The organism is Rahnella aquatilis CIP 78.65 = ATCC 33071, assembly GCF_000241955.1.
GTDB lineage: Bacteria > Pseudomonadota > Gammaproteobacteria > Enterobacterales > Enterobacteriaceae > Rahnella > Rahnella aquatilis.
The window spans coordinates 4,236,177-4,255,963 of sequence record NC_016818.1; the positions used below are offsets into that span (position 1 = coordinate 4,236,177).

General features: G+C 50.0%; 15 protein-coding genes and 1 tRNA gene. 8 read left to right on the plus strand and 8 right to left on the minus strand.

What is annotated here, in order from left to right; genetic code table 11:
- Positions 1-12: 12 nt before the first annotated feature.
- From RAHAQ2_RS19145 to RAHAQ2_RS19155, 4 genes are all read right to left on the minus strand, one after another.
- The gene (locus tag RAHAQ2_RS19145; RefSeq protein ID WP_015698805.1) at positions 13-1,074 is read right to left on the minus strand and encodes a beta family protein; all 1,062 of its coding nucleotides are present in this window, start codon (positions 1,072-1,074) and stop codon (positions 13-15) included.
- Position 1,075: 1 nt separating this feature from the next.
- Positions 1,076-1,489 carry a protein gop gene (locus tag RAHAQ2_RS26030; protein WP_015698806.1) on the minus strand — a complete coding sequence of 138 codons (414 nt, stop codon included), beginning with the start codon at positions 1,487-1,489 and terminating at the stop codon, positions 1,076-1,078.
- An 868-nt stretch (positions 1,490-2,357) separates the two neighbouring features.
- Entirely contained in the window at positions 2,358-2,534 is a 177-nt protein-coding gene (locus tag RAHAQ2_RS25190; protein WP_015698808.1) for an ogr/Delta-like zinc finger family protein, read from the minus strand.
- Between the two features lie 539 nt (positions 2,535-3,073).
- Positions 3,074-3,158: transfer RNA gene (locus RAHAQ2_RS19155), tRNA-Leu, on the minus strand.
- Between the two features lie 218 nt (positions 3,159-3,376).
- On the opposite strand from RAHAQ2_RS19155, the gene ampH reads away from it, so the two are divergent.
- The gene (gene ampH / locus RAHAQ2_RS19160) at positions 3,377-4,516 is read left to right on the plus strand and encodes a D-alanyl-D-alanine-carboxypeptidase/endopeptidase AmpH (RefSeq protein WP_037040419.1); all 1,140 of its coding nucleotides are present in this window, start codon (positions 3,377-3,379) and stop codon (positions 4,514-4,516) included.
- Positions 4,517-4,595: 79 nt separating this feature from the next.
- On the opposite strand, the gene lptG is transcribed toward ampH, so the two are convergent.
- Both lptG and lptF read right to left on the minus strand, forming a co-directional pair.
- Positions 4,596-5,666 (minus strand): LPS export ABC transporter permease LptG, encoded by a 1,071-nt coding sequence (gene lptG / locus RAHAQ2_RS19165; protein WP_015698810.1) that lies wholly within the window; start codon positions 5,664-5,666, stop codon positions 4,596-4,598.
- On the minus strand, positions 5,666-6,760 hold the full coding sequence (gene lptF / locus RAHAQ2_RS19170) for an LPS export ABC transporter permease LptF (RefSeq protein WP_015698811.1): 1,095 nt from the start codon (positions 6,758-6,760) through the stop codon (positions 5,666-5,668). Before lptF ends, lptG begins: the two co-directional genes overlap by 1 nt.
- Positions 6,761-7,039: 279 nt before the next feature.
- Here lptF and pepA point away from each other — a divergent pair, with 279 nt between their 5' ends.
- From pepA to RAHAQ2_RS19185, 3 genes are all read left to right on the plus strand, one after another.
- The gene (gene pepA / locus RAHAQ2_RS19175) at positions 7,040-8,551 is read left to right on the plus strand and encodes a leucyl aminopeptidase (RefSeq protein ID WP_015698812.1); all 1,512 of its coding nucleotides are present in this window, start codon (positions 7,040-7,042) and stop codon (positions 8,549-8,551) included.
- Positions 8,552-8,667: 116 nt separating this feature from the next.
- Positions 8,668-9,153, plus strand: coding sequence for a DNA polymerase III subunit chi (locus tag RAHAQ2_RS19180; RefSeq protein WP_015698813.1), 486 nt, complete (start codon positions 8,668-8,670; stop codon positions 9,151-9,153).
- Positions 9,146-12,001: a valine--tRNA ligase gene (locus RAHAQ2_RS19185; protein ID WP_015698814.1), complete on the plus strand. Its 2,856-nt coding sequence runs from the start codon at positions 9,146-9,148 to the stop codon at positions 11,999-12,001. The genes RAHAQ2_RS19180 and RAHAQ2_RS19185 overlap by 8 nt, the downstream gene beginning before the upstream one ends.
- 85 nt (positions 12,002-12,086) lie before the next feature.
- On the opposite strand, the gene RAHAQ2_RS19190 is transcribed toward RAHAQ2_RS19185, so the two are convergent.
- Positions 12,087-13,118: a LysR family transcriptional regulator gene (locus RAHAQ2_RS19190; protein WP_231572372.1), complete on the minus strand. Its 1,032-nt coding sequence runs from the start codon at positions 13,116-13,118 to the stop codon at positions 12,087-12,089.
- A 602-nt stretch (positions 13,119-13,720) separates the two neighbouring features.
- On the opposite strand from RAHAQ2_RS19190, the gene RAHAQ2_RS19195 reads away from it, so the two are divergent.
- The 4 genes from RAHAQ2_RS19195 to RAHAQ2_RS19210 all read left to right on the plus strand — a co-directional run bounded on the left by RAHAQ2_RS19195 (position 13,721) and on the right by RAHAQ2_RS19210 (position 18,187).
- Positions 13,721-14,224 carry a GNAT family N-acetyltransferase gene (locus tag RAHAQ2_RS19195; RefSeq protein ID WP_015698816.1) on the plus strand — a complete coding sequence of 168 codons (504 nt, stop codon included), beginning with the start codon at positions 13,721-13,723 and terminating at the stop codon, positions 14,222-14,224.
- A gap of 44 nt (positions 14,225-14,268) precedes the next feature.
- Positions 14,269-15,009, plus strand: a complete 741-nt coding sequence (locus tag RAHAQ2_RS19200; RefSeq protein ID WP_015698817.1) for a MurR/RpiR family transcriptional regulator — start codon at positions 14,269-14,271, stop codon at positions 15,007-15,009.
- 147 nt (positions 15,010-15,156) lie between these two features.
- On the plus strand, positions 15,157-16,689 hold the full coding sequence (locus RAHAQ2_RS19205) for a PTS transporter subunit EIIC (protein WP_015698818.1): 1,533 nt from the start codon (positions 15,157-15,159) through the stop codon (positions 16,687-16,689).
- Positions 16,690-16,753: 64 nt separating this feature from the next.
- Positions 16,754-18,187, plus strand: coding sequence for a 6-phospho-beta-glucosidase (locus tag RAHAQ2_RS19210; protein ID WP_015698819.1), 1,434 nt, complete (start codon positions 16,754-16,756; stop codon positions 18,185-18,187).
- Positions 18,188-18,225: 38 nt separating this feature from the next.
- Here the strand turns inward: RAHAQ2_RS19210 and RAHAQ2_RS19215 are convergent, their stop codons facing one another.
- The gene (locus RAHAQ2_RS19215) at positions 18,226-19,785 is read right to left on the minus strand and encodes a glycoside hydrolase family 43 protein (protein WP_015698820.1); all 1,560 of its coding nucleotides are present in this window, start codon (positions 19,783-19,785) and stop codon (positions 18,226-18,228) included.
- Positions 19,786-19,787 lie beyond the last annotated feature (2 nt).

Genomic DNA, 19,787 nt, shown 5'->3' on the forward strand with positions numbered 1-19,787 from the left:
TACACATCAAATTCAAAATATATCATCATCTTCAGATATATATTTTAGCGCATTTGACAAATCTATTTGCTTCGTTATATGTAAATTTACTCGTACCGCAATCCATTTAGCAGGACTTCCCATTCCCGATATCTCACCAAGAGAAGCATTCCGTATCATTTCTGCTCCCCATGAATCATCCTCTTGATAATTTGGGTATGAACTAAGGATCGCCCTAGCTGCATCGATATATCCTTTTGAGTCAATGCCTGGTCTTCTTTCAAAATACCATGCATCATCCAATGCCACATCAATTCTAGGAACATATCTTCCTCCAACCTCGTCGTATACAACGGAGTGGATAGAACCATGATCACCATAGATAGCTACGCTTTGTCCGCCAATGGCTTGATGAAAGTCTCTTTCAATTATATCAATAAAACCACTCTGGCCATCTGCACGACAAAAACTAGTAACAGAATTTGGGAAACTAGTTGTTAGCACACTTATTATAGCCTCAGGAATCTCAGTTCTTATTTGATTAATTGCACTTATTGCAGCGGATGTTGCGATCGAAATATTACCCCTAATATAACTCAAATCAATAAAGACAAGTGCATTTTCTGGTCTATCAAGAGAGATTAATGAACTAAGTACTTTATTAATATCAGTATTCAGATTACGAATTCTGAATGCTATTGATCCACGCTCTCTTTCCAATATTTTGGCTTGAAGAGAAATATCTCTCAATCTTGCAGAGTCAGGCATCTGTACAATAGGAACAATACTTTCGCTCTGTGAACAAAAATCGATCCATTTTTTAAAGTTACTATCTGGTGATAATAATTCAAAACTTGAGTTACAGTGATGCTTATTTTCTTGTGTGACATCCAAAATGAATGGATTACCATCCATTGCTTCTATTGTTTTATCTAAGGAGACCTGTATTTCATCCGATCTTGGCCATTTACCTAAAGTTATTACAGGTAATATTTTTTCTTTCTTATCACTAGCAACTTTACTTAAACCTAGAATTTCTGCCGCACGCGTCCTGAGTGCAGGATAATACGAGTAATCATCAAAATTTACTTTCATTTCACACCCCTCCCAAATCACTAGAGTCTTGTTTTCCTAAAGCTCGCGGTATTGCATTTATCTGTGGATTTTGTGTTGCAAGATATGCAGCTATACCTTCCATTTTTTCTTTTTGTTCAGAGATTGAGGCTAGTTCTATAATCAATTTTTGATTCTTTTCTGATAACTCCCTGCTCAACTTATTGTTGTTTTCGAGTATATCCCTAGTAATTATATCCTTTGCTTCCATCGCCTCTTTATTAGTTTTAATTATCATTCGAATACTGCGCTGTGTAAGGTAGCCTATTATTAGTACAGTAAACCAGCCGGCACTAACAAGAAACCACTGAGATATACTTTGGTTTCTAATATAACTTGTTGCTATAGCTATAAATAGACTTATTAGACCAACAATTCCATAGACATGATTTATCATTCGACCACTCTCTTTTTCCTAAGATTGTCAAACTTACCTTTATAAGAATATTACATATTTAAGCTTAATGTGCATACTTTCTTCCCTGTATAACCATGAAATGATAAAATCATTAAAATCAATAGTTTAAATTCATGATGGTCTACTCTTGAGTTAAACAAATCTGACTCACCCTTGAATACTTTCATAATTGAAATATAACCTTGCTAACTAGTTACTATGCGATCTCCATACCCTTATCTGACTATTTCTCGCATGTACCTCACAGACTCCTAGAAAACTCATGTAGGTGGGGAACTTTTGATATGTATGTAGCACATGATAAATCATGCTCCTATCTGGACACATAGCACTTTAGTTTACTAACTGAATAGATGACTATCTCTAGTTATCACATAATCTATTTCTAAGCTGCAGAACCCTTCTGATATATAGTAACAATACTTTAAACCGTAGAATGCCATTAAATATCCAATGTTTTAAATTAATAATCTGCTTCTTGGGTTTTTCTGATAAGTAATCCAGAACTTTAGTTTCAAAGGATTCCCGCCAATCAGATATCATTTGGGTATCGCTCCACCTCGGCGCGCGCAATTCTCCCCGCCTGCCCGCTGCTGACTTAGCTCACTGGTTTTAATGCATGAAGTAAAACCTCTGAAAGCCCGTGTAGCAAGGGTTTTGAACCCTTTTGAGCACGCCGGATTGCATGCAAAACCATGCACCCTATGCATGCAGAGCTTACAAGGACAGGCTAGCCAGAGAAAAGGCTGTCAGGAGGGACGGTTTTGCACCGTATTAATGAAAAATGCCGCCTTCTGCGAAAGCGGCACTTGAGATTATTTTTTGGGAATTGAAAGCGAGCTGAAATTTATATTTTCCGCTTCAGATTTTCTCTTTTGACGATTTTACTGACACTTTCATTTGTTTTAAATGCGCATGAGCACTCCAGCCTGGTGCACTGATAATAAGACTCCTTTGTCTGTTCGGTGATATAACGGCTTGTGCGAATGTGAGAAACAGAGCTGCAAAGCGGGCAGCGCATCATTTGCTCTTACCCCTTATTTGACTCGATACGCTGTGAGAGTTTTTGAGCCAGTAACTGCCTTGGCAGTCGACTTTGTACCAATGCCATATAAATACTTGGTAGCGCAGGAGAATGCATACATGCCGAACTGACCAATCCAACCGCCAGACAATCGCTTTACCAATTTCACTGCTGATGTTTTTAGAGGGTTCAACTAGTTACCCGTTTGGGTTTCCTGATAACTAATGTGGATAAGGCCCGCACTTTCCGTTTTACAACACGAACAAATATGAGATTCGATGTTCCCTGAAGTACCAGAGATCTGCGGCTTAACAGAATGAAGCCGGTTTTACCGATGATGAATGACACATGTGCAGGGGAGAGATAACCAATCCGATATTACTAACTATGTTTTATCGAATTCGGGAGACAGCTAATCGAAGCAGGATAGAACACATAATGAAGTTGATTTAAATGCTGAAAAGCGGGGCAAAGCCTTGCGGGGACTGAATTTCACCCATAAAAAAAGCCACCTGCAGGTGACTTAATTTACATACTATTGGTGCCGAAGGCCGGACTCGAACCGGCACACCTTGCGGCGGTTGATTTTGAATCAACTGCGTCTACCGATTTCGCCACTTCGGCACTGAAAGTAGTATGCGGAAAACGTGGGCATTATACCCAGCCCAGCCGGTCACGCAATAGTTATCCCGCCTTGTTCGGTTTAAGTGTTGAAAAAACAGTCATACTCCGCAACACAGTGAGGATTTGCTGACAAAAATCTTCCGTTTGCCCACGTTTTTCCAATGCCGTTTCTCAAACTTCGCATTAGTATACAAATCACGAATAGTCTTGCCCTGTTGATGGATACCAGCTTGTTGAAAAAACTCTCACTTTCGCTCCTCGCGCTGGCCTTCGCCAGTACGCCTTTATGGAGCCACGCGCAGCAGAATGCGCGTCTGGCGTCGCAGGTCGTGGATGACCATGCAGAACACATCTTTTACGGCAGCGGCGCGATGGGAATGGCGCTGGTTGTCGTTGATAACAATCAGCAGGTTTTCCGCAGTTTCGGGGAAACCCGTCCCGGTTCCGATATCCGTCCGCGTGAAGATTCCGTGGTGCGTATCGCCTCGCTGACCAAGCTGATTACCAGTGAAGTGCTGGTGAAAATGGCGCAGCAGGGCAAAGTCAGCATTAATGATCCGCTGCGTAAATATGCTCCGGCCGGTGCCCGCGTTCCTGCTTACAGCGGCACAAATCCGATCACCCTGTTGAATCTTGCCACCCACACCAGCGGTCTGCCGCGTGAGCAGCCGGGTGGTGCGGCGAACCGTGCCGTCTTCACCTGGCCGACCAAAAGTGATCGCTGGAGCTGGCTGAGTGTCGCGAAAATGACCGTGCCGCCGGGTGCCCGCGCCTCTTACTCCAATCTGGCGTTTGACCTGCTATCTGATGCCTTGTCGAAAGCCGCTAATCAGCCTTATACCCAGTTGCTGCGCGAGCAAATCACTCAGCCGCTGGGCATGGTCGATACCACGCTGACGCCTGACGCCAGCCAGTGTTCACGGCTGATGGAAGGTCTGCGTCCGAGCCCGTGTATTAACACGATAGCAGCAGCGGGCAGCGGTGGGCTGTATTCCACGCCTGCGGATATGGGCCGCTGGATGCGTCAGTTCCTCGGGCAGCGCACCACGACCGCCGATATGGCGCAGAAGATGTATTACAAGCGCACGGATCTGGTGTCACTCAAAGGGATGGATGTGCCGGGCATGGCGGACTCGCTGGGAATGGGCTGGGTCACGATGGCACCGACCCCATTGCTGCCACGTATCATTCAGAAAACCGGCGGCGGCGGTGGCTTTATCACGTATGTCGCGATGGTGCCGCAGCGCGGTGTGGGTGTGTTCGTGGTGGTTACCCGCAGCGAGCTGACTAAGTTTAAAAATATGAGTGATGGCGTGAATAGTCTGGTGGCTGATCTGGTACGCAACAACGAGATCTGACGGTTCAGTCTCTGTAGTAAGACGAAAAAAAAGCAGGCGCCTGTAAAGAGCCTGCTTTTTGTTTATCTGTACTGGTGTTTTAGCGTTTTTTCAGCAGCAAGAACATGCTGATGACGAAGAACAGTCCGCTCGGCAGCAATGCGCCCAGAATCGGCGGAATGTTATAAACCAGGCTTAACGGGCCGAAGATCTGGTCAAGCACGTAGAACAGAAAACCGAAGCAAATACCGGTCACCACACGCACGCCCATCGGTACGCTGCGCAAAGGTCCGAAGATGAATGACAGCGCCATCAGCATCATCACCGCAACGGACAGTGGTGAGAAGATTTTACTCCACATATTCAGCTGGTAACGTTTGGCTTCCTGTCCGCTCTGCTTCAGGTATTTCACATAGTTGTGCAGGCCGCTGATCGACAATGCATCAGGGTCGAGCGCAACCACACCGAGTTTGTCCGGCGTCAGATTGGTTTTCCATACGCCGGTCAGCGTCTGCGAACCGGTGATTTGCAGTTTATCCGTCAGGTCAGATTCATCCACCTGAGAGAGTTTCCACTCGCCATTATCAAAGGTCGCGGAGGATGCATAACGCACTGACTGCAGTTTATTCTCTTCATCGAAATGATAGATGTTGACGCCGGTCAGCTCTTTTTCACCCGCCACGCGTTCGATGTAAATAAAATCGTGACCGTCTTTTGCCCACAAGCCGTTTTGCGTGGAAAGCAGTGAACCACCGTACATCTGTTGCGCGCGGTAGTTACGGGCCATTTGCTCGCCCTGCGGCGCAACCCATTCACCAATCGCCATGGTCAGCAGCACCAGCGGGATCGCGGTTTTCATCACCGAAGCGGCAATCTGCATACGGGTAAAGCCGGAAGCCTGCATCACCACCAGCTCACTGCGTGTTGCCAGCGTGCCGAGGCCCAGCAATGCGCCCAGCAACGCCGCCATCGGGAAGAAGATTTCGATATCCTTCGGTACGCTCAGCAGCGTGTATAAACCTGCCCCGGCGGCGGAATACCCGCCCTGCCCGACTTTACGCAGCTGATCGACAAATTTGATGATGCCGGAGAGTGACACCAGCATGAACAGCGTCATCATGATGGTGTTGAAAATAGTGCGACCAATGTAACGGTCTAATACGCCAAACATCAGGCAGCTCCTCTCAGACGCGCGCGGATCTTGCGAACCGGCAAGGTATCCCATGCATTAAGCACCAGCGCCAGTGCGAAATAGAGCAGGTTGGTTCCCCACATCCAGAGCATCGGATCCAGCTTACCTTTGGCTCCGTTGGAGCGCAGCGAGGTTTGCAGCAGGAAGAAAATCAGATACAGCAGGATCGCCGGCAACATACTGAGTACGCGCCCCTGACGAGGGTTCACCACGCTGAGCGGAACCACCAGCAACGCCATAATAAAGACTGAAACGATCAGCGTTAAACGCCAGTTCATCTCTGCCCGCGCTTCCGGTTCGTTGGAATTCCAGAGTTGCGTCATGGTCATCTGATCCGACTGATTCGGATCAAGCTGCACAGTCTGATGGCCGATAACCGCCAGATAATCGGTGAAGTCCGTGACACGGAAATCACGCAACAGCGCCGTGCCTTCATAACGGGTGCCTTTATCCAGCATCACCTGCTGAGAACCGTCCGCACGCTGTAACATATGCCCTTTATCCGCCACCACGACAGAAGGTCGCTGGTTACCGTTCGGGCGCAACTGCGCCAGGAACACATTGTGGAATTCTTTCCCTTTTACGCTGCCAACAAACAGAACCGCATTGCCGTTCTGGGCTTGCTGGAACTGGCCTTCAACCATCGCGGCCATGCTCGGGTTGGCTTTCGCCTCCGCCAGCACTTCATCCTGATGTTTGGAGGACCACGGGCTGAGCCAGATCGCGTTCACACCGGCAAAGAGTGACGTAAATAATGCCAGAATCAGCGCAGCGATGACCAGTGACCGTTTTCCCAAACCGCAGGCGTGCATAACCGTGATTTCACTGTCGGTATAAAGTTTACCGAGCGTCATCAGCAGGCCGAGGAACAGACTGAGCGGCAGAATAAGCTGCGCCATTTCCGGAACGCCAAGGCCCAGAAGTGAGAGGACTAAATTTGTTGGGATATCGCCATCGACCGCTGCTCCGAGCACTCTGACCAGCTTCTGACAGAAGAAGATGAGAAGCAAAATGAACAGAATGGCAAATTGGCTCTTGAAGGTTTCCCTAACCAGATATCTAATGATGATCACGCTTAATACGCCTGTGAAAACTTGTCTTTTTGAAGGAAAATCGCTAGTTTCATCGCTAATCCGTCATTTATTCTCATCATATGGCAACCTTCGCAGCTAAAATAGTATTACAACACCGAGAATTGGGGTGTCCTATAGGAACTTGCTTATAGCCGCCAAAATAAAAAACTAACGCCGTTTAAGGTTAACACAGGTCGTTAACACAATGACGGGAGAGTGTCTCCGGCGACTCATTCTAGCCGTACCTCCCGCCCTTGTCTTTAAGATTCAGGAGAGTGCATGGAGTTCAGCGTAAAAAGCGGTAGCCCGGAAAAACAACGCAGTGCCTGTATTGTAGTCGGCGTTTTCGAACCTCGCCGCCTGTCACCGATTGCCGAACAACTCGATAAAATCAGTGATGGCTACATCAGCGCCCTGCTTCGCCGTGGCGAACTTGAAGGCAAAGTGGGCCAGACCCTCTTACTGCATCATGTACCGAATATTCTTTCAGAACGCATTTTGCTGATTGGTTGCGGCAAAGAACGCGAGCTGGATGAGCGCCAGTACAAGCAGGTGATCCAGAAAACCATTAACACCCTGAACGACACCGGTTCTATGGAAGCCGTTTGCTTCCTCACCGAGCTGCACGTTAAAGGGCGTAATACTTACTGGAAAGTGCGTCAGGCGGTCGAAACCTCCAAAGAATCGCTTTACACCTTCGATCAGCTCAAAAGCAATAAAACCGAGCCGCGCCGTCCGCTGCGTAAAATGGTATTCAATGTGCCGACCCGCCGTGAACTGACCAGCGGTGAGCGCGCCATTCAACACGGTCTGGCGGTAGCAGCCGGTATCAAGGCCGCGAAAGATCTCGGCAATATGCCACCGAACATCTGTAACGCTGCCTATCTGGCGTCACAGGCCCGTCAGCTGGCAGATGCGTTCAGCACCAACATCACGACCCGCGTTATCGGCGAGCAGCAGATGAAAGAGCTGGGAATGAATGCGTATCTGGCGGTGGGTCAGGGTTCGAAAAACGAATCGCTGATGTCGGTGATGGAATATAAAGGAAATCCTAACCCGGACGCTAAGCCTATCGTGCTTGTGGGTAAAGGTCTGACCTTCGATTCCGGCGGTATTTCCATTAAACCCGCTGCGGATATGGACGAAATGAAGTACGACATGTGTGGCGCCGCCGCCGTTTACGGTGCGATGCGTGTGGTGGCTGAACTGAATCTGCCGCTGAACGTGATTGGCGTGCTGGCAGGCTGTGAAAACATGCCTGGCGGTCAGGCATTCCGTCCGGGCGACATTCTGACCACCATGTCCGGCCAGACTGTCGAAGTGCTCAATACCGACGCCGAAGGCCGTCTGGTGCTGTGCGATGCGCTGACCTACGTTGAGCGTTTCGATCCTGAGCTGGTGATTGACGTCGCCACGCTGACCGGTGCCTGCGTGATTGCCCTGGGTCATCACATCACCGGTTTGCTGTCGAATCACAATCCGCTGGCGCATGAACTGATCGGCGCGTCCGAACAGGCGGGCGACCGCGCATGGCGTCTGCCACTGGCTGATGAGTATCAGGAACAGCTGGATTCTAATTTTGCGGATATGGCAAACATCGGTGGCCGTCCGGGCGGTGCGATCACCGCCGGTTGCTTCCTGTCGCGTTTCACCCGCAAATACAGCTGGGCACATCTGGATATCGCCGGTACCGCATGGCGTTCAGGTAAGAACAAAGGCGCGACCGGCCGTCCGGTTGCGCTGCTGTCACAGTTCCTGCTCAACCGTGCAGGGCTGGATGGCGATGAGTGATTCCTGCGCTAAATAAGATATAATCTTCACTATCAGGGGCTGGTTCGCCAGACCTTTCACAGGCGGGCGCACCAGTTGCGCCCCTGTTTTTTTCTCAGCAGCACAGTGAACTCATCATGAAACAGGCAACCTTCTTTCTTCTCGATGCGCCGGACGCCAGTGGCAAGCTCAGCTCGCACGAAGCACTGGCCTGTCAGGTCGCCGCTGAACGTTACCGGATGGGCAAACGTGTTCTGCTGGCCTGTGAAGACCAAAAACAGGCTGAACGTCTGGACGAAGCGCTCTGGCAACGCGATCCTGCCCATTTTGTACCACATAATCTGGCCGGTGAAGGCCCGCGTTTTGGTGCGCCGGTAGAATTATGCTGGCCGGGGAAACGCGGCAATGCCCCGCGCGACCTGCTCATTAGTCTGCTGCCTGAGTTTGCAGATTTTGCTACTGCTTTCCATGAAGTGGTAGACTTCGTTCCTTACGAAGATTCCCTTAAACAACTTGCGCGCGAACGCTACAAAGCCTATCGCAGCGTGGGTTTCTCTTTGACGACGGCCACGCCGCCCTCAGTCACCACATCGACCGACGAAAATACAAAGCGAAATGGATAAGACATATAACCCGCAAGACATCGAGCAGCCGCTTTACGAGCACTGGGAACAGCAGGGCTATTTCAAGCCACATGGTGATACCCGTAAAGAAAGCTTTGCCATCATGATCCCGCCGCCGAACGTCACCGGCAGCTTGCACATGGGTCATGCTTTCCAGCAAACCATCATGGATGCCATGATCCGCTATCAGCGCATGCAGGGAAAAAATACCCTGTGGCAGGCGGGGACTGACCATGCGGGTATCGCAACGCAGATGGTGGTTGAGCGTAAAATCGCCGCTGAAGAAGGCAAAACCCGTCACGACTACGGCCGCGAAGCGTTTATTAATAAAATCTGGGACTGGAAAGCAGAATCCGGCGGCACCATTACCCGCCAGATGCGCCGCCTGGGTGATTCCGTGGACTGGGAGCGTGAGCGCTTCACCATGGACGAAGGCCTGTCTGACGCCGTGCGCGAAGTGTTCGTTCGTCTGTACAAAGAAGATCTGATTTACCGCGGCAAACGTCTGGTGAACTGGGATCCGAAGCTGCGCACCGCGATTTCAGATCTTGAAGTTGAGAACCGCGAATCCAAAGGTTCCATGTGGCACCTGCGTTATCCGCTGGCTGACGGCGCGAAAACCGCTGAAGGCAAAGATTATCTGGTGGTCGCGACGACACGTCCGGAAACCGTGCTCGGTGATACCGGCGTGGCCGTTAACCCGGAAGATCCGCGTTACCGGGATCTGATCGGCAAAGAGATCATTCTGCCGCTGGTAGGTCGTCGTATCCCGATTGTTGCCGATGAACACGCCGATATGCAAAAAGGCACCGGCTGCGTGAAGATCACCCCTGCGCATGACTTTAACGACTATGAAGTCGGTAAACGTCATGGCCTGCCGATGATCAACATCCTGACGTTCGATGGCGATATCCGCCAGACCGCTGAAATCTTTGATACCAACGGCGAAGAAACTGACGCCTGCAGCAACGAGATCCCTGAGCAGTTCCGTGGTCTTGAGCGCTTTGCCGCGCGTAAAGCCGTGGTCGCCGCCTTCGACGAAGCCGGTCTGCTGGAAGAAATCAAACCTCACGATCTGACGGTGCCTTACGGTGACCGTGGCGGCGTGGTGATTGAGCCAATGCTGACTGACCAGTGGTACGTGCGTACTGCGCCGCTGGCGAAAGTTGCGGTGGAAGCCGTTGAGCAAGGCGATATTCAGTTCGTGCCGAAGCAATACGAGAACATGTACTTCAGCTGGATGCGTGACATTCAGGACTGGTGTATTTCCCGTCAGCTGTGGTGGGGACACCGTATTCCGGCGTGGTATGACGCTGAAGGCAACGTATTTGTGGGCCGCGACGAAGCGGAAGTGCGCAGCGAGAATAACCTGAGCGCAGACGTTGTGCTGACGCAGGACGAAGACGTACTCGACACCTGGTTCTCTTCCGGTTTGTGGACATTCTCCACGCTGGGCTGGCCAGAACAGACGCCTGACCTCAAAGCCTTCCACCCTTCAAGTGTGGTCGTCAGCGGCTTCGACATCATTTTCTTCTGGATCGCGCGCATGATCATGATGACCATGCACTTCGTGAAAGACGAGAACGGCAAGCCGCAGGTTCCGTTCCACACCGTTTACATGACGGGGCTTATCCGCGACGACGAAGGGCAGAAAATGTCCAAGTCCAAAGGTAACGTTATCGATCCGCTGGATATGATCGACGGTATCTCGCTGGAAGACTTGCTGGAAAAACGTACCGGCAACATGATGCAGCCGCAACTGGCAGAGAAAATCCGCAAGCGCACCGAGAAGCAATTCCCGAACGGCATCGAACCGCACGGCACCGACGCCCTGCGCTTCACGCTGGCCGCGCTGGCATCTACCGGCCGTGACATCAACTGGGATATGAAGCGTCTTGAAGGCTACCGCAACTTCTGTAACAAGCTGTGGAACGCCAGCCGCTTCGTGCTGATGAACACCGAAGATCAGGATTGCGGCCTGAACGGCGGCGAACTTGAGCTGTCACTGGCGGACCGCTGGATCCTCGCGGAATATAACCGCACCGTGAAATCTTACCGTGAAGCGATGGATAACTACCGCTTCGATCTGGCTGCCAGCATTCTGTATGAATTCACCTGGAACCAGTTCTGCGACTGGTATCTGGAGCTGACCAAGCCGGTGATGAACGGGGGTAATGAAGCGCAACTGCGCGGCACCCGTCATACGCTGGTGGAAGTACTGGAAGGTCTGCTGCGTCTTGCGCACCCGATCATTCCGTTCATTACCGAAACCATCTGGCAGCGCGTGAAATCCCTGAAAGGCATTACTGCGGAAACCATCATGCTGCAGCCTTTCCCGGAATTTGATGCAGCGAAAGCGGATGAACTGGCGCTGGCCGATCTCGAGTGGATCAAGCAGGCGATCATCGCTATCCGTAACGTGCGTGCCGAAATGAACCTGTCTCCGGCCAGGCCGCTGGAACTGCTGCTGCGCGGCGCGAGTGCGGATGCACAACGTCGTGTGGAACAGAACCTGAGCTTCATTAAATCTCTGGCGCGTCTGGAATCCATCACCATTCTGGCTGCTGGCGATAAAGGCCCGGTCTCTGTCACTAAGCTGGTCGAAGGTGCGGAACTGCTGATCCCGATGGCCGGTCTGATTGATAAAGATGCCGAACTGGCACGTCTGGACAAAGAGATGGCGAAACTGGACGGCGAAATTGCTTCCATCGAAGGCAAGCTGTCTAACGAAGGTTTTGTGGCACGTGCGCCGGAAGCGGTGGTTGCCAAAGAGCGTGAACGTCTGACCGCCTGTGGTGAAGCGAAAGTGAAACTGGCAGAACAAAAAGCCACGATTGCTGCGCTGTAATCTCAGCCAGAAGTCAGCGTTAAAACCTATATAAATGCCAGTCAGGGAAACCTGACTGGCATTTTTTATTCGCGTAACGGCCTGATTAAGACTGGGAGTTCTTCTGTAAGTCCTGCAAAAATACATCGGCCGCTTTTCTCACCAGCAAAGAGAAAAACTGGTTATTCAGCGCGGCTTTATTGTAGATCATATAGACAGGCTGAGACGGAAAATCAAATTCCAAATTAATCTTTTGAATATCAAAGGAATTTTTCATTTTCTGATAGAAACGTTCCGAAATGAAAGCCAGCATATCGGATGATTCAACCATCGAAATAATAGAGAGTTGTGAAGGACTGATAAATCGACATTTCCTGTCGAATTGCAGCAGCGTATTAATACTCAACCTGTTAGACAAAAGACTGGCACTCTCAGAATCCACAAAAATATGACTCTCTTGCGCAACCTGCTCCCGTGTCACACTGCCGCTCAGGCGTGGGTGTGAACGGCGACAAATCATCACCGGTGCTTCACTGGCAATATGCTGGCTTACCCGGGAATGGCTTATATGAGGATGAGCATCGAAGATGATGTCAGCCTTACGGAAAATAAGTGCTTCTTCCATTTCGGCAATTGAATTATCGCTGCTGCTATGCACTATCTCGCAGTCGGGTGCAATTTCGTCCAGCACCTTACGTATCACGTTAAGCGTAAACATAGAAATATAGGACGAGCAGTGAACGACAATGCGGGTTGGCTGAGAATCAAAGGAGATATTCTGCAGTTTCGCTACTAAATTGTCATAAGCCTCTGCCAGCCCTTCATGTATCCCAACGGCAACGGTGGTAGGTGCCAGCGCCTTACCATCCCTGATGAACAACGCATCGTTATAATGAACCCGCAAGCGCCCCAGCGCCTGACTGACAGCGGAAGGTGTGATGCCAAGAGCATCCGCAGCTTTGGTTCCGCTACGATGAATGAAAACGGCCTCAAACGTCGTCAATAAATTGAGATCAAAATTTTTCACCATCTTAAAACGATCGGTGAGTATGTTCTCTTTCATGCTGTCGAGCCCTCTGACCTCTGATGAGTCACGGAAATTCGTATTCTCACCTTCAATCATAGTCAAGATACTCAATGTTGGTCTCCTTACCTGTAAGTAAATTGAATGTGTTTTATTTATACAAAAAAAGCGATTTTATTCATTAAAATCAATTAAAAGAGATAATTACACAATTATAAATCGGAATATAAAAACGAAAGTATTAAACATTCTTATTGTACCGAAATCAACTTTACTGAACTATACCTTTAAGAAATTGAAATTAAAATACACTCCTCTTTGGCAAAAATAGAAATTTTATATAAATTCACGATGATTCATACAGATACACATTGATTTAATATTACTAAATAGTACATTCAGCATTTAAAAAGATAATTACCCCGACAGCGATAAATAATGCGCCTCAATGCTAATGACAAGCTAAAGTGGCTTTTACTCTCTCTTTTCGGATTAGCCGGAAATAAAGACGGCAGCGAACTGTCACCCGGAACCCCTGACCGTTTTCATAAAAATAAAGAAACAGGCGTGGGATGACTGCTGCGGCAATGAAAAAAATTCTCATCTGAGATAAGTAAAAATCACCTGGGAAACGCCTGCAGCGTTGCATCGGCACGCCCTAAGATGGTATTAAAACGGTCTGTTTGATTGCCTGTTATTGAAACTGAGTGAGTAACATGATGACCTCCCTTCCTGTCAGCGTGCAGGTGCGCCCGATACGCCTTGAAGATAATGCTGCCATCGCCAACGTGATCCGACACGTTTCTGCCGAATTTGGCCTGACTGCAGATAAAGGCTATACCGTGGCAGATCCGAATCTGGATCACCTGTATGAAACCTACAGTCAGCCACGCTGTGCTTACTGGGTGGTGGAACTTGACGGCGTTGTCGCGGGCGGCGGCGGCGTCGCCCCCTTATCCGGTGCAGATAACGATTTGTGTGAATTGCAGAAGATGTATTTTATGCCGGCACTGCGCGGTCAGGGGCTGGCAAAACGACTGGCCTTGCAGGCCATTGAACATGCGCGCCAGCAGGGCTTCGCCCGCTGCTATCTGGAAACCACCGCCAGTCTGACACAGGCGATTGCGCTGTATGAGCGTCTGGGTTTCCACCACATTGACTGCGCGCTCGGCAACACCGGCCATGTCGATTGTGAAGTGACGATGTTAAAACACCTCTGACACCGTTTTCGTTCTTTATTCGCTCTTTGCAAACAGGCATCTGAATGTTCACACATAAAGCCATTTCAGCATTAAACGAACTGGAACTGACGGTCTATAACTACATCGTCAAAAACGGCGATAAAGTGATGTACATGACCATTCGTGAACTGGCAGATGCCGCAGGTGTCTCAACCACGACAGTTTTGCGCTTCTGCAAAAAGATGGATTGCGAGGGTTATTCCGAATTTCGTATCCGTTTTAAACTGTTTTTAGAACATGAAGAAAAGCCGCCAGTGTCATTTGGCATCAGTGAGATCATCAGTTATTTCAAAAGCATTAATAACAGTGAGTTTGATGAATTATTAGAACTCGCCGCCCGCCAGATTGCTAATGCGCAGCGTATTATATTTGTGGGTGTGGGAACCTCAGGTTCATTAGGGAAATACAGCGCACGCTTTTTCTCTAATGTAGGGAAATTCAGTACCTTTATTGATGACCCTTATTTCCCCATCAACAGCGACATGTATAAAGACGCCATCGCCATTATTCTTTCCGTCTCGGGTGAAACGGAAGAAGTGCTGCGTTTTGCGACCCAGTTCAGTCAGCATAACTGCAAAATCATCAGCCTGACTAACAGCGAGACCTCAACGCTGGCGCGGATGGCAGACCTCAACATCTCTTATCACATGCCGCAAGTCGTCCTCGAAGGGCAATATAATATTACCACGCAGATCCCGGTACTTTATATTATCGAGACCATCGGAAAGAAATTACCGTTAATAAAACGTGACTCAGCGCAATGAAAAAACAGGGTGTTTTTAATAAGTAACAAATCACCCGGTTTGATTTTTGTTATATCGTGACAATACCCTTTCTTTTGCTACACTCCTGCCAGCGAGTAAAAAAATAAAAAAACTCACCTCTGTATTCCCGCAGGAGAATAATAAACAATGGCTATTGATTACGCTCAGACCGCTCAGGATATTGTTAAATATATTGGCGGCGATAATAATGTGATTAGCATCACACATTGCGCCACACGTTTACGCTTTGTTCTGAAAGATAATAAAGCCGTCGATAAAGAAGAATTAAAACGCGTGAAGGGGGTTATTACCGTTATAGAGGCTGGCGGACAGATGCAGGTGGTGATCGGCAACCACGTGAGCGACGCGTACAAGCAGGTGCTGAAACTGATCCAGATTGATGAAAATGCGCCGGTCTCAGCGCCTGATGTCGGCATTGTCAGCCGCGTGATGGACGTTATCTCCAGCATCTTTACGCCTTTCCTTTATCAGCTTGCTGCCTGCGGTATCTTACAGGGGATTATTTCTTTCCTGGCCGCCATCGGGATTATGGACGCCAACAGCGGCACTTACCGCATTCTGAATTTTGTGTCGTGGACAGCCTTTACCTTCCTGCCGGTGATGATTGCCTTCACCGCCGCGAAAAAATTCAACGTCAATCCTTTCACTGCGGTCATTACGGCCTGTGCGCTGATCAGCCCCGACTACATGAATATGCTGACGGCCTTCAAGATCACGTCGGTCAACTCCGCCGACCCGGCCATGCAGCAACTGATGCGTGAAGCGGTCAGTAATCCAGACATCGCCAATATTTTACAGAATGTGGTCGGTATTCCGGTTTCTTCACCGACACTGGATTTCCTCGGCATTCCGGTGAAATACCTGAGCTATACCGCGTCTGTTATCCCGATCATTCTGATGGTCTGGGCGATGTCATACATCGAGCGCTTCTTTAATAAAGTGCTGCCGATTGTTATCCGCAACCTGTTCACGCCCATGTTCTGTATCGCCATTATGGTGCCGATGACCCTGCTGGTCTTTGGCCCGGTCGGTAACCTGATTGGTGGCGCAATTGGCGGGGTTTATAACACTCTCTATCACCTCAGCCCGACCATTGCCGGTTTTGTGGTGGGCGCTTTCTGGCAGCCACTGGTCACGCTGGGGGTTCACTGGGGCATTACGCCGGTCACCGTCGGCAACTACGCCACGCTGGGGTACGACACTTTTACCGGCCTGCAGGCTTCTGCCGTCTTCGCGATGACCGGCAGCATGTTTGGCGTATACCTGAAAACCCGCAGCCGCGAAATGAAAGGCATCTCATTGTCTGCTGGCGTTACCGGCCTGTTCGGTATCACTGAACCTGCGATTTACGGCGTGGCGCTGCGTCTGAAAAAACCTTTCCTGTGCAGTTGCGTTGCAGGTGGCATCGGCGGCGCGATTGCCGGTTCCTTTAACGCCGTGTCGTGGAGCTACTGCCTGCCGGGTATCGCCGTGCTGCCAGTGTTCTTCAAAGAAGGCCACATGCCGCAGTTCCTCGGTTTCCTGCTGTCGATTACCGTTGCGTTTGTCCTCGGCGCACTGTTCACCTGGCTGGTCGGTTTCAAAGATGAGCCCGATGTCGCGGTAACTAAAAACGTGCAGGCAGAAACGCCACGCGCCACACAGGCTGAAATGAATTAAATCACATATGACGATCTACGGGGCAGCAGCAGTCTGCCCTCATCAGATATCCAGGGAGAAACAAATGAGCCATCAGTTACCAAAAGATTTCTTATGGGGCGGCGCGGTCGCGGCGCATCAGGTTGAAGGCGGCTGGAATAAAGGCGGCAAAGGCATCAGTATCTGCGACGTCCTTTCCGGCGGTGCCCACGGCGTTGACCGCGTGATCACCGACGGCGTACTTGAGGGTTACCGTTATCCGAACCACGAAGCCGTCGATTTCTACTCGCACTACAAAGAAGACATCGCGTTATTCGCCGAAATGGGTTTCAGATGCTTTCGCACCTCCATTGCCTGGACGCGCATTTTTCCGAATGGCGACGAATTACAGCCAAACGAAGCCGGCCTGCAATTTTACGACGACATGTTTGATGAGTTGCTCAAACACAATATCGAGCCGGTCATCACCCTCTCCCACTTCGAGATGCCGTGGCATCTGGTGAAAGAATATGGCGGCTGGAAAAACCGTCAGGTGGTGGATTTCTTTGTACGCTTCAGCCAGGTGGTGATGGAACGCTACAAAGGCAAAGTGAAATACTGGATGACGTTCAATGAGATCAATAACCAGCGTAACTGGAAATATCCGCTGTTCGGTTATTGCTGCTCCGGCGTGGTATTCACCGAACAGGAAAATCCGGAAGAAACGATGTATCAGGTACTGCATCATCAGTTTGTGGCCAGCGCCAAAGTGGTGAAACTCGGCCATGACATCAACCCTGATTTCCAGATTGGCTGCATGATCGCCATGGTGCCGCTGTATCCGTTCTCCTGCCATCCGGATGATGTGATGTATTCCGTTGAGGCGATGCACGAACGCTTCCTGTTCAGCGACGTGCATATGCGCGGTTATTACCCGGCCTATGCCCTGAAAGAGTGGGAACGCCGTGGCTTCGACATCAAAATGGAAGACGGCGATTTGCAGGCGCTGCGTGACGGCTGCGCGGATTACATCGGCCTGAGCTATTACATGAGCAACGCCATTTCCGCGCACAATCCGAGTGATGATAACGGCTTGTCCGGCTTTGCAGGCAGCGTGCCGAATCCGCACGTGAAAGCCTCCGACTGGGGCTGGCAGATTGATCCGGTCGGCCTGCGTTACACACTGAATATCTTGTACGAGCGTTATCAGAAACCGCTGTTTATTGTCGAAAATGGCTTTGGTGCGATTGATAAAGCGGGCGACGATGGCGTTATTCATGACGATTACCGCATCGCCTATCTGAAAGCGCACATTGAGCAGATGAAAAAAGCCGTACTGGAAGACGGTGTGGATCTGATGGGCTATACGCCGTGGGGCTGCATCGACTGCGTGTCGTTTACTACCGGTCAGTACAGCAAACGGTATGGCTTCATTCACGTCGATAAAAACGATGACGGCAGCGGCACGATGGCGCGCTCGAAAAAAGAGAGTTTCGGCTGGTATCAGAAAGTGATTGAGAGTAACGGGGACGTGCTTTAAGAAGTTGACAGCCAGCTCCCGTGAGCTGGCTTTATGGGTTATCGGGCGCTCATCAGGAAATATGAAAACTCGCCGTATCCCGTATCAGAATTCACTTCAGACGCCGCCGAATAAATGCCGGTTTTCGCCCCCACCCATTTCCCTGCAGAAATGGCTAACGGGGGTGCAACAGCTTTCCAGTCTTCGGTTTCGACCTGTCTGAAAAAGAAATGGCAGACGCCACGTTGCAATACCTCTGCCCTGATGAACACCGCTTCATGGCGCATGAGCGTCGCCAGCACGGTTCTTTTCTGGCTCAGAACGCCTTTATCGCTCATCCATCCGAAATCAAACACCAGCACCCACCCGCCTTCCTGCTGGCACACCGAAACCGCACCGTATCTTTCTCCATACATTATCAAACCGCTCTGCTCACCGTCGTGGTTAAAATGCGGATCCAAACGTGTGGTCACCGTGAATTCAGGCGCCGGGAATTTCTGCAAAAGCAGTTGCGGCGTGTCATATAAAGACCGTGCGCCAAAAGGACGGCAGGCCAGTTTCAGACCCGCCGGCGATGGAATAATCCAGTCACGTTGCGGGTTAGCCTGCCACTGCCATTGCAGACCGAAGCGCCCTTGTGCAAAACTGTCCGACGTTTGCGGATCGCATCGCAACCCGTGCGAAGATACCGCAGGTTTAACATACCTGGATACCGGCTGCCCCAGTCCTTCAGCATTGATTTCTTCGCCAATTTCCGGCCAGCCGTCGTGATTCCAGCGCATAGGCTGCAAGTGCATTATCCGACCATTGTGGGCGGCATCCTGAAAATGAACAAACCAGCATTCGCCGTTTTTCAGTTCCACCCAGCCGCCCTGGTGCGGACCGTTCACTTTCGAGGTGCCCTGATGTAAAACGTCGCGGGCCTCAAACGGGCCGCTCATCTGGCGAGAGCGCAATACGGTCTGCCAGCCACTTTCGACGCCTCCGGCAGGCGCAAAGATATAATACCAGCCATTACGCCGGTAGACTTTTGGCCCCTCAATGGTCGGATGGGAAACTGCACCATCAAAAATGATCTTGCCCTGGTCAAGCAATGATGTTGCGTCAGGAGCCATTTCGCAAAGCTGTAACTGATGTTTGATCTCAGAACGGCTATAGGCAAACGCATGAATCAGCCATGCGCGCCCGTCCTCATCCCAGAACGGACAAGGGTCGATCCAGCCCTTCACCGCTTTAATACAATGCGGCTCGCTCCAGTCTTTTGCCGGATCTTCGGCGTAAGACATAAAAATGCCTTCATCGGGCATGCTGTAAAATACCCAGAACAACCCGTTGTGATAACGAATACTCGGCGCCCAGATCCCTTTGCCGGGTTGCATGCTGTCGTAGACCGGATAGTTAATCCGCTGCACAACATGGTTAATAATTTTCCAGTTCACCAGATCGGTTGAATGAAGCACGGGCAGGCCAGGAATATGATTAAAACTCGAGGCCACCATGTAAATATCATCGCCCACACAAACAATATCCGGGTCTGAATAATCTGCATGCAAAACAGGATTCTGATAATGCCCGTCACCCAAATCTGCACGCCAGCCAGAACGGTTAGTCATCTCCATAT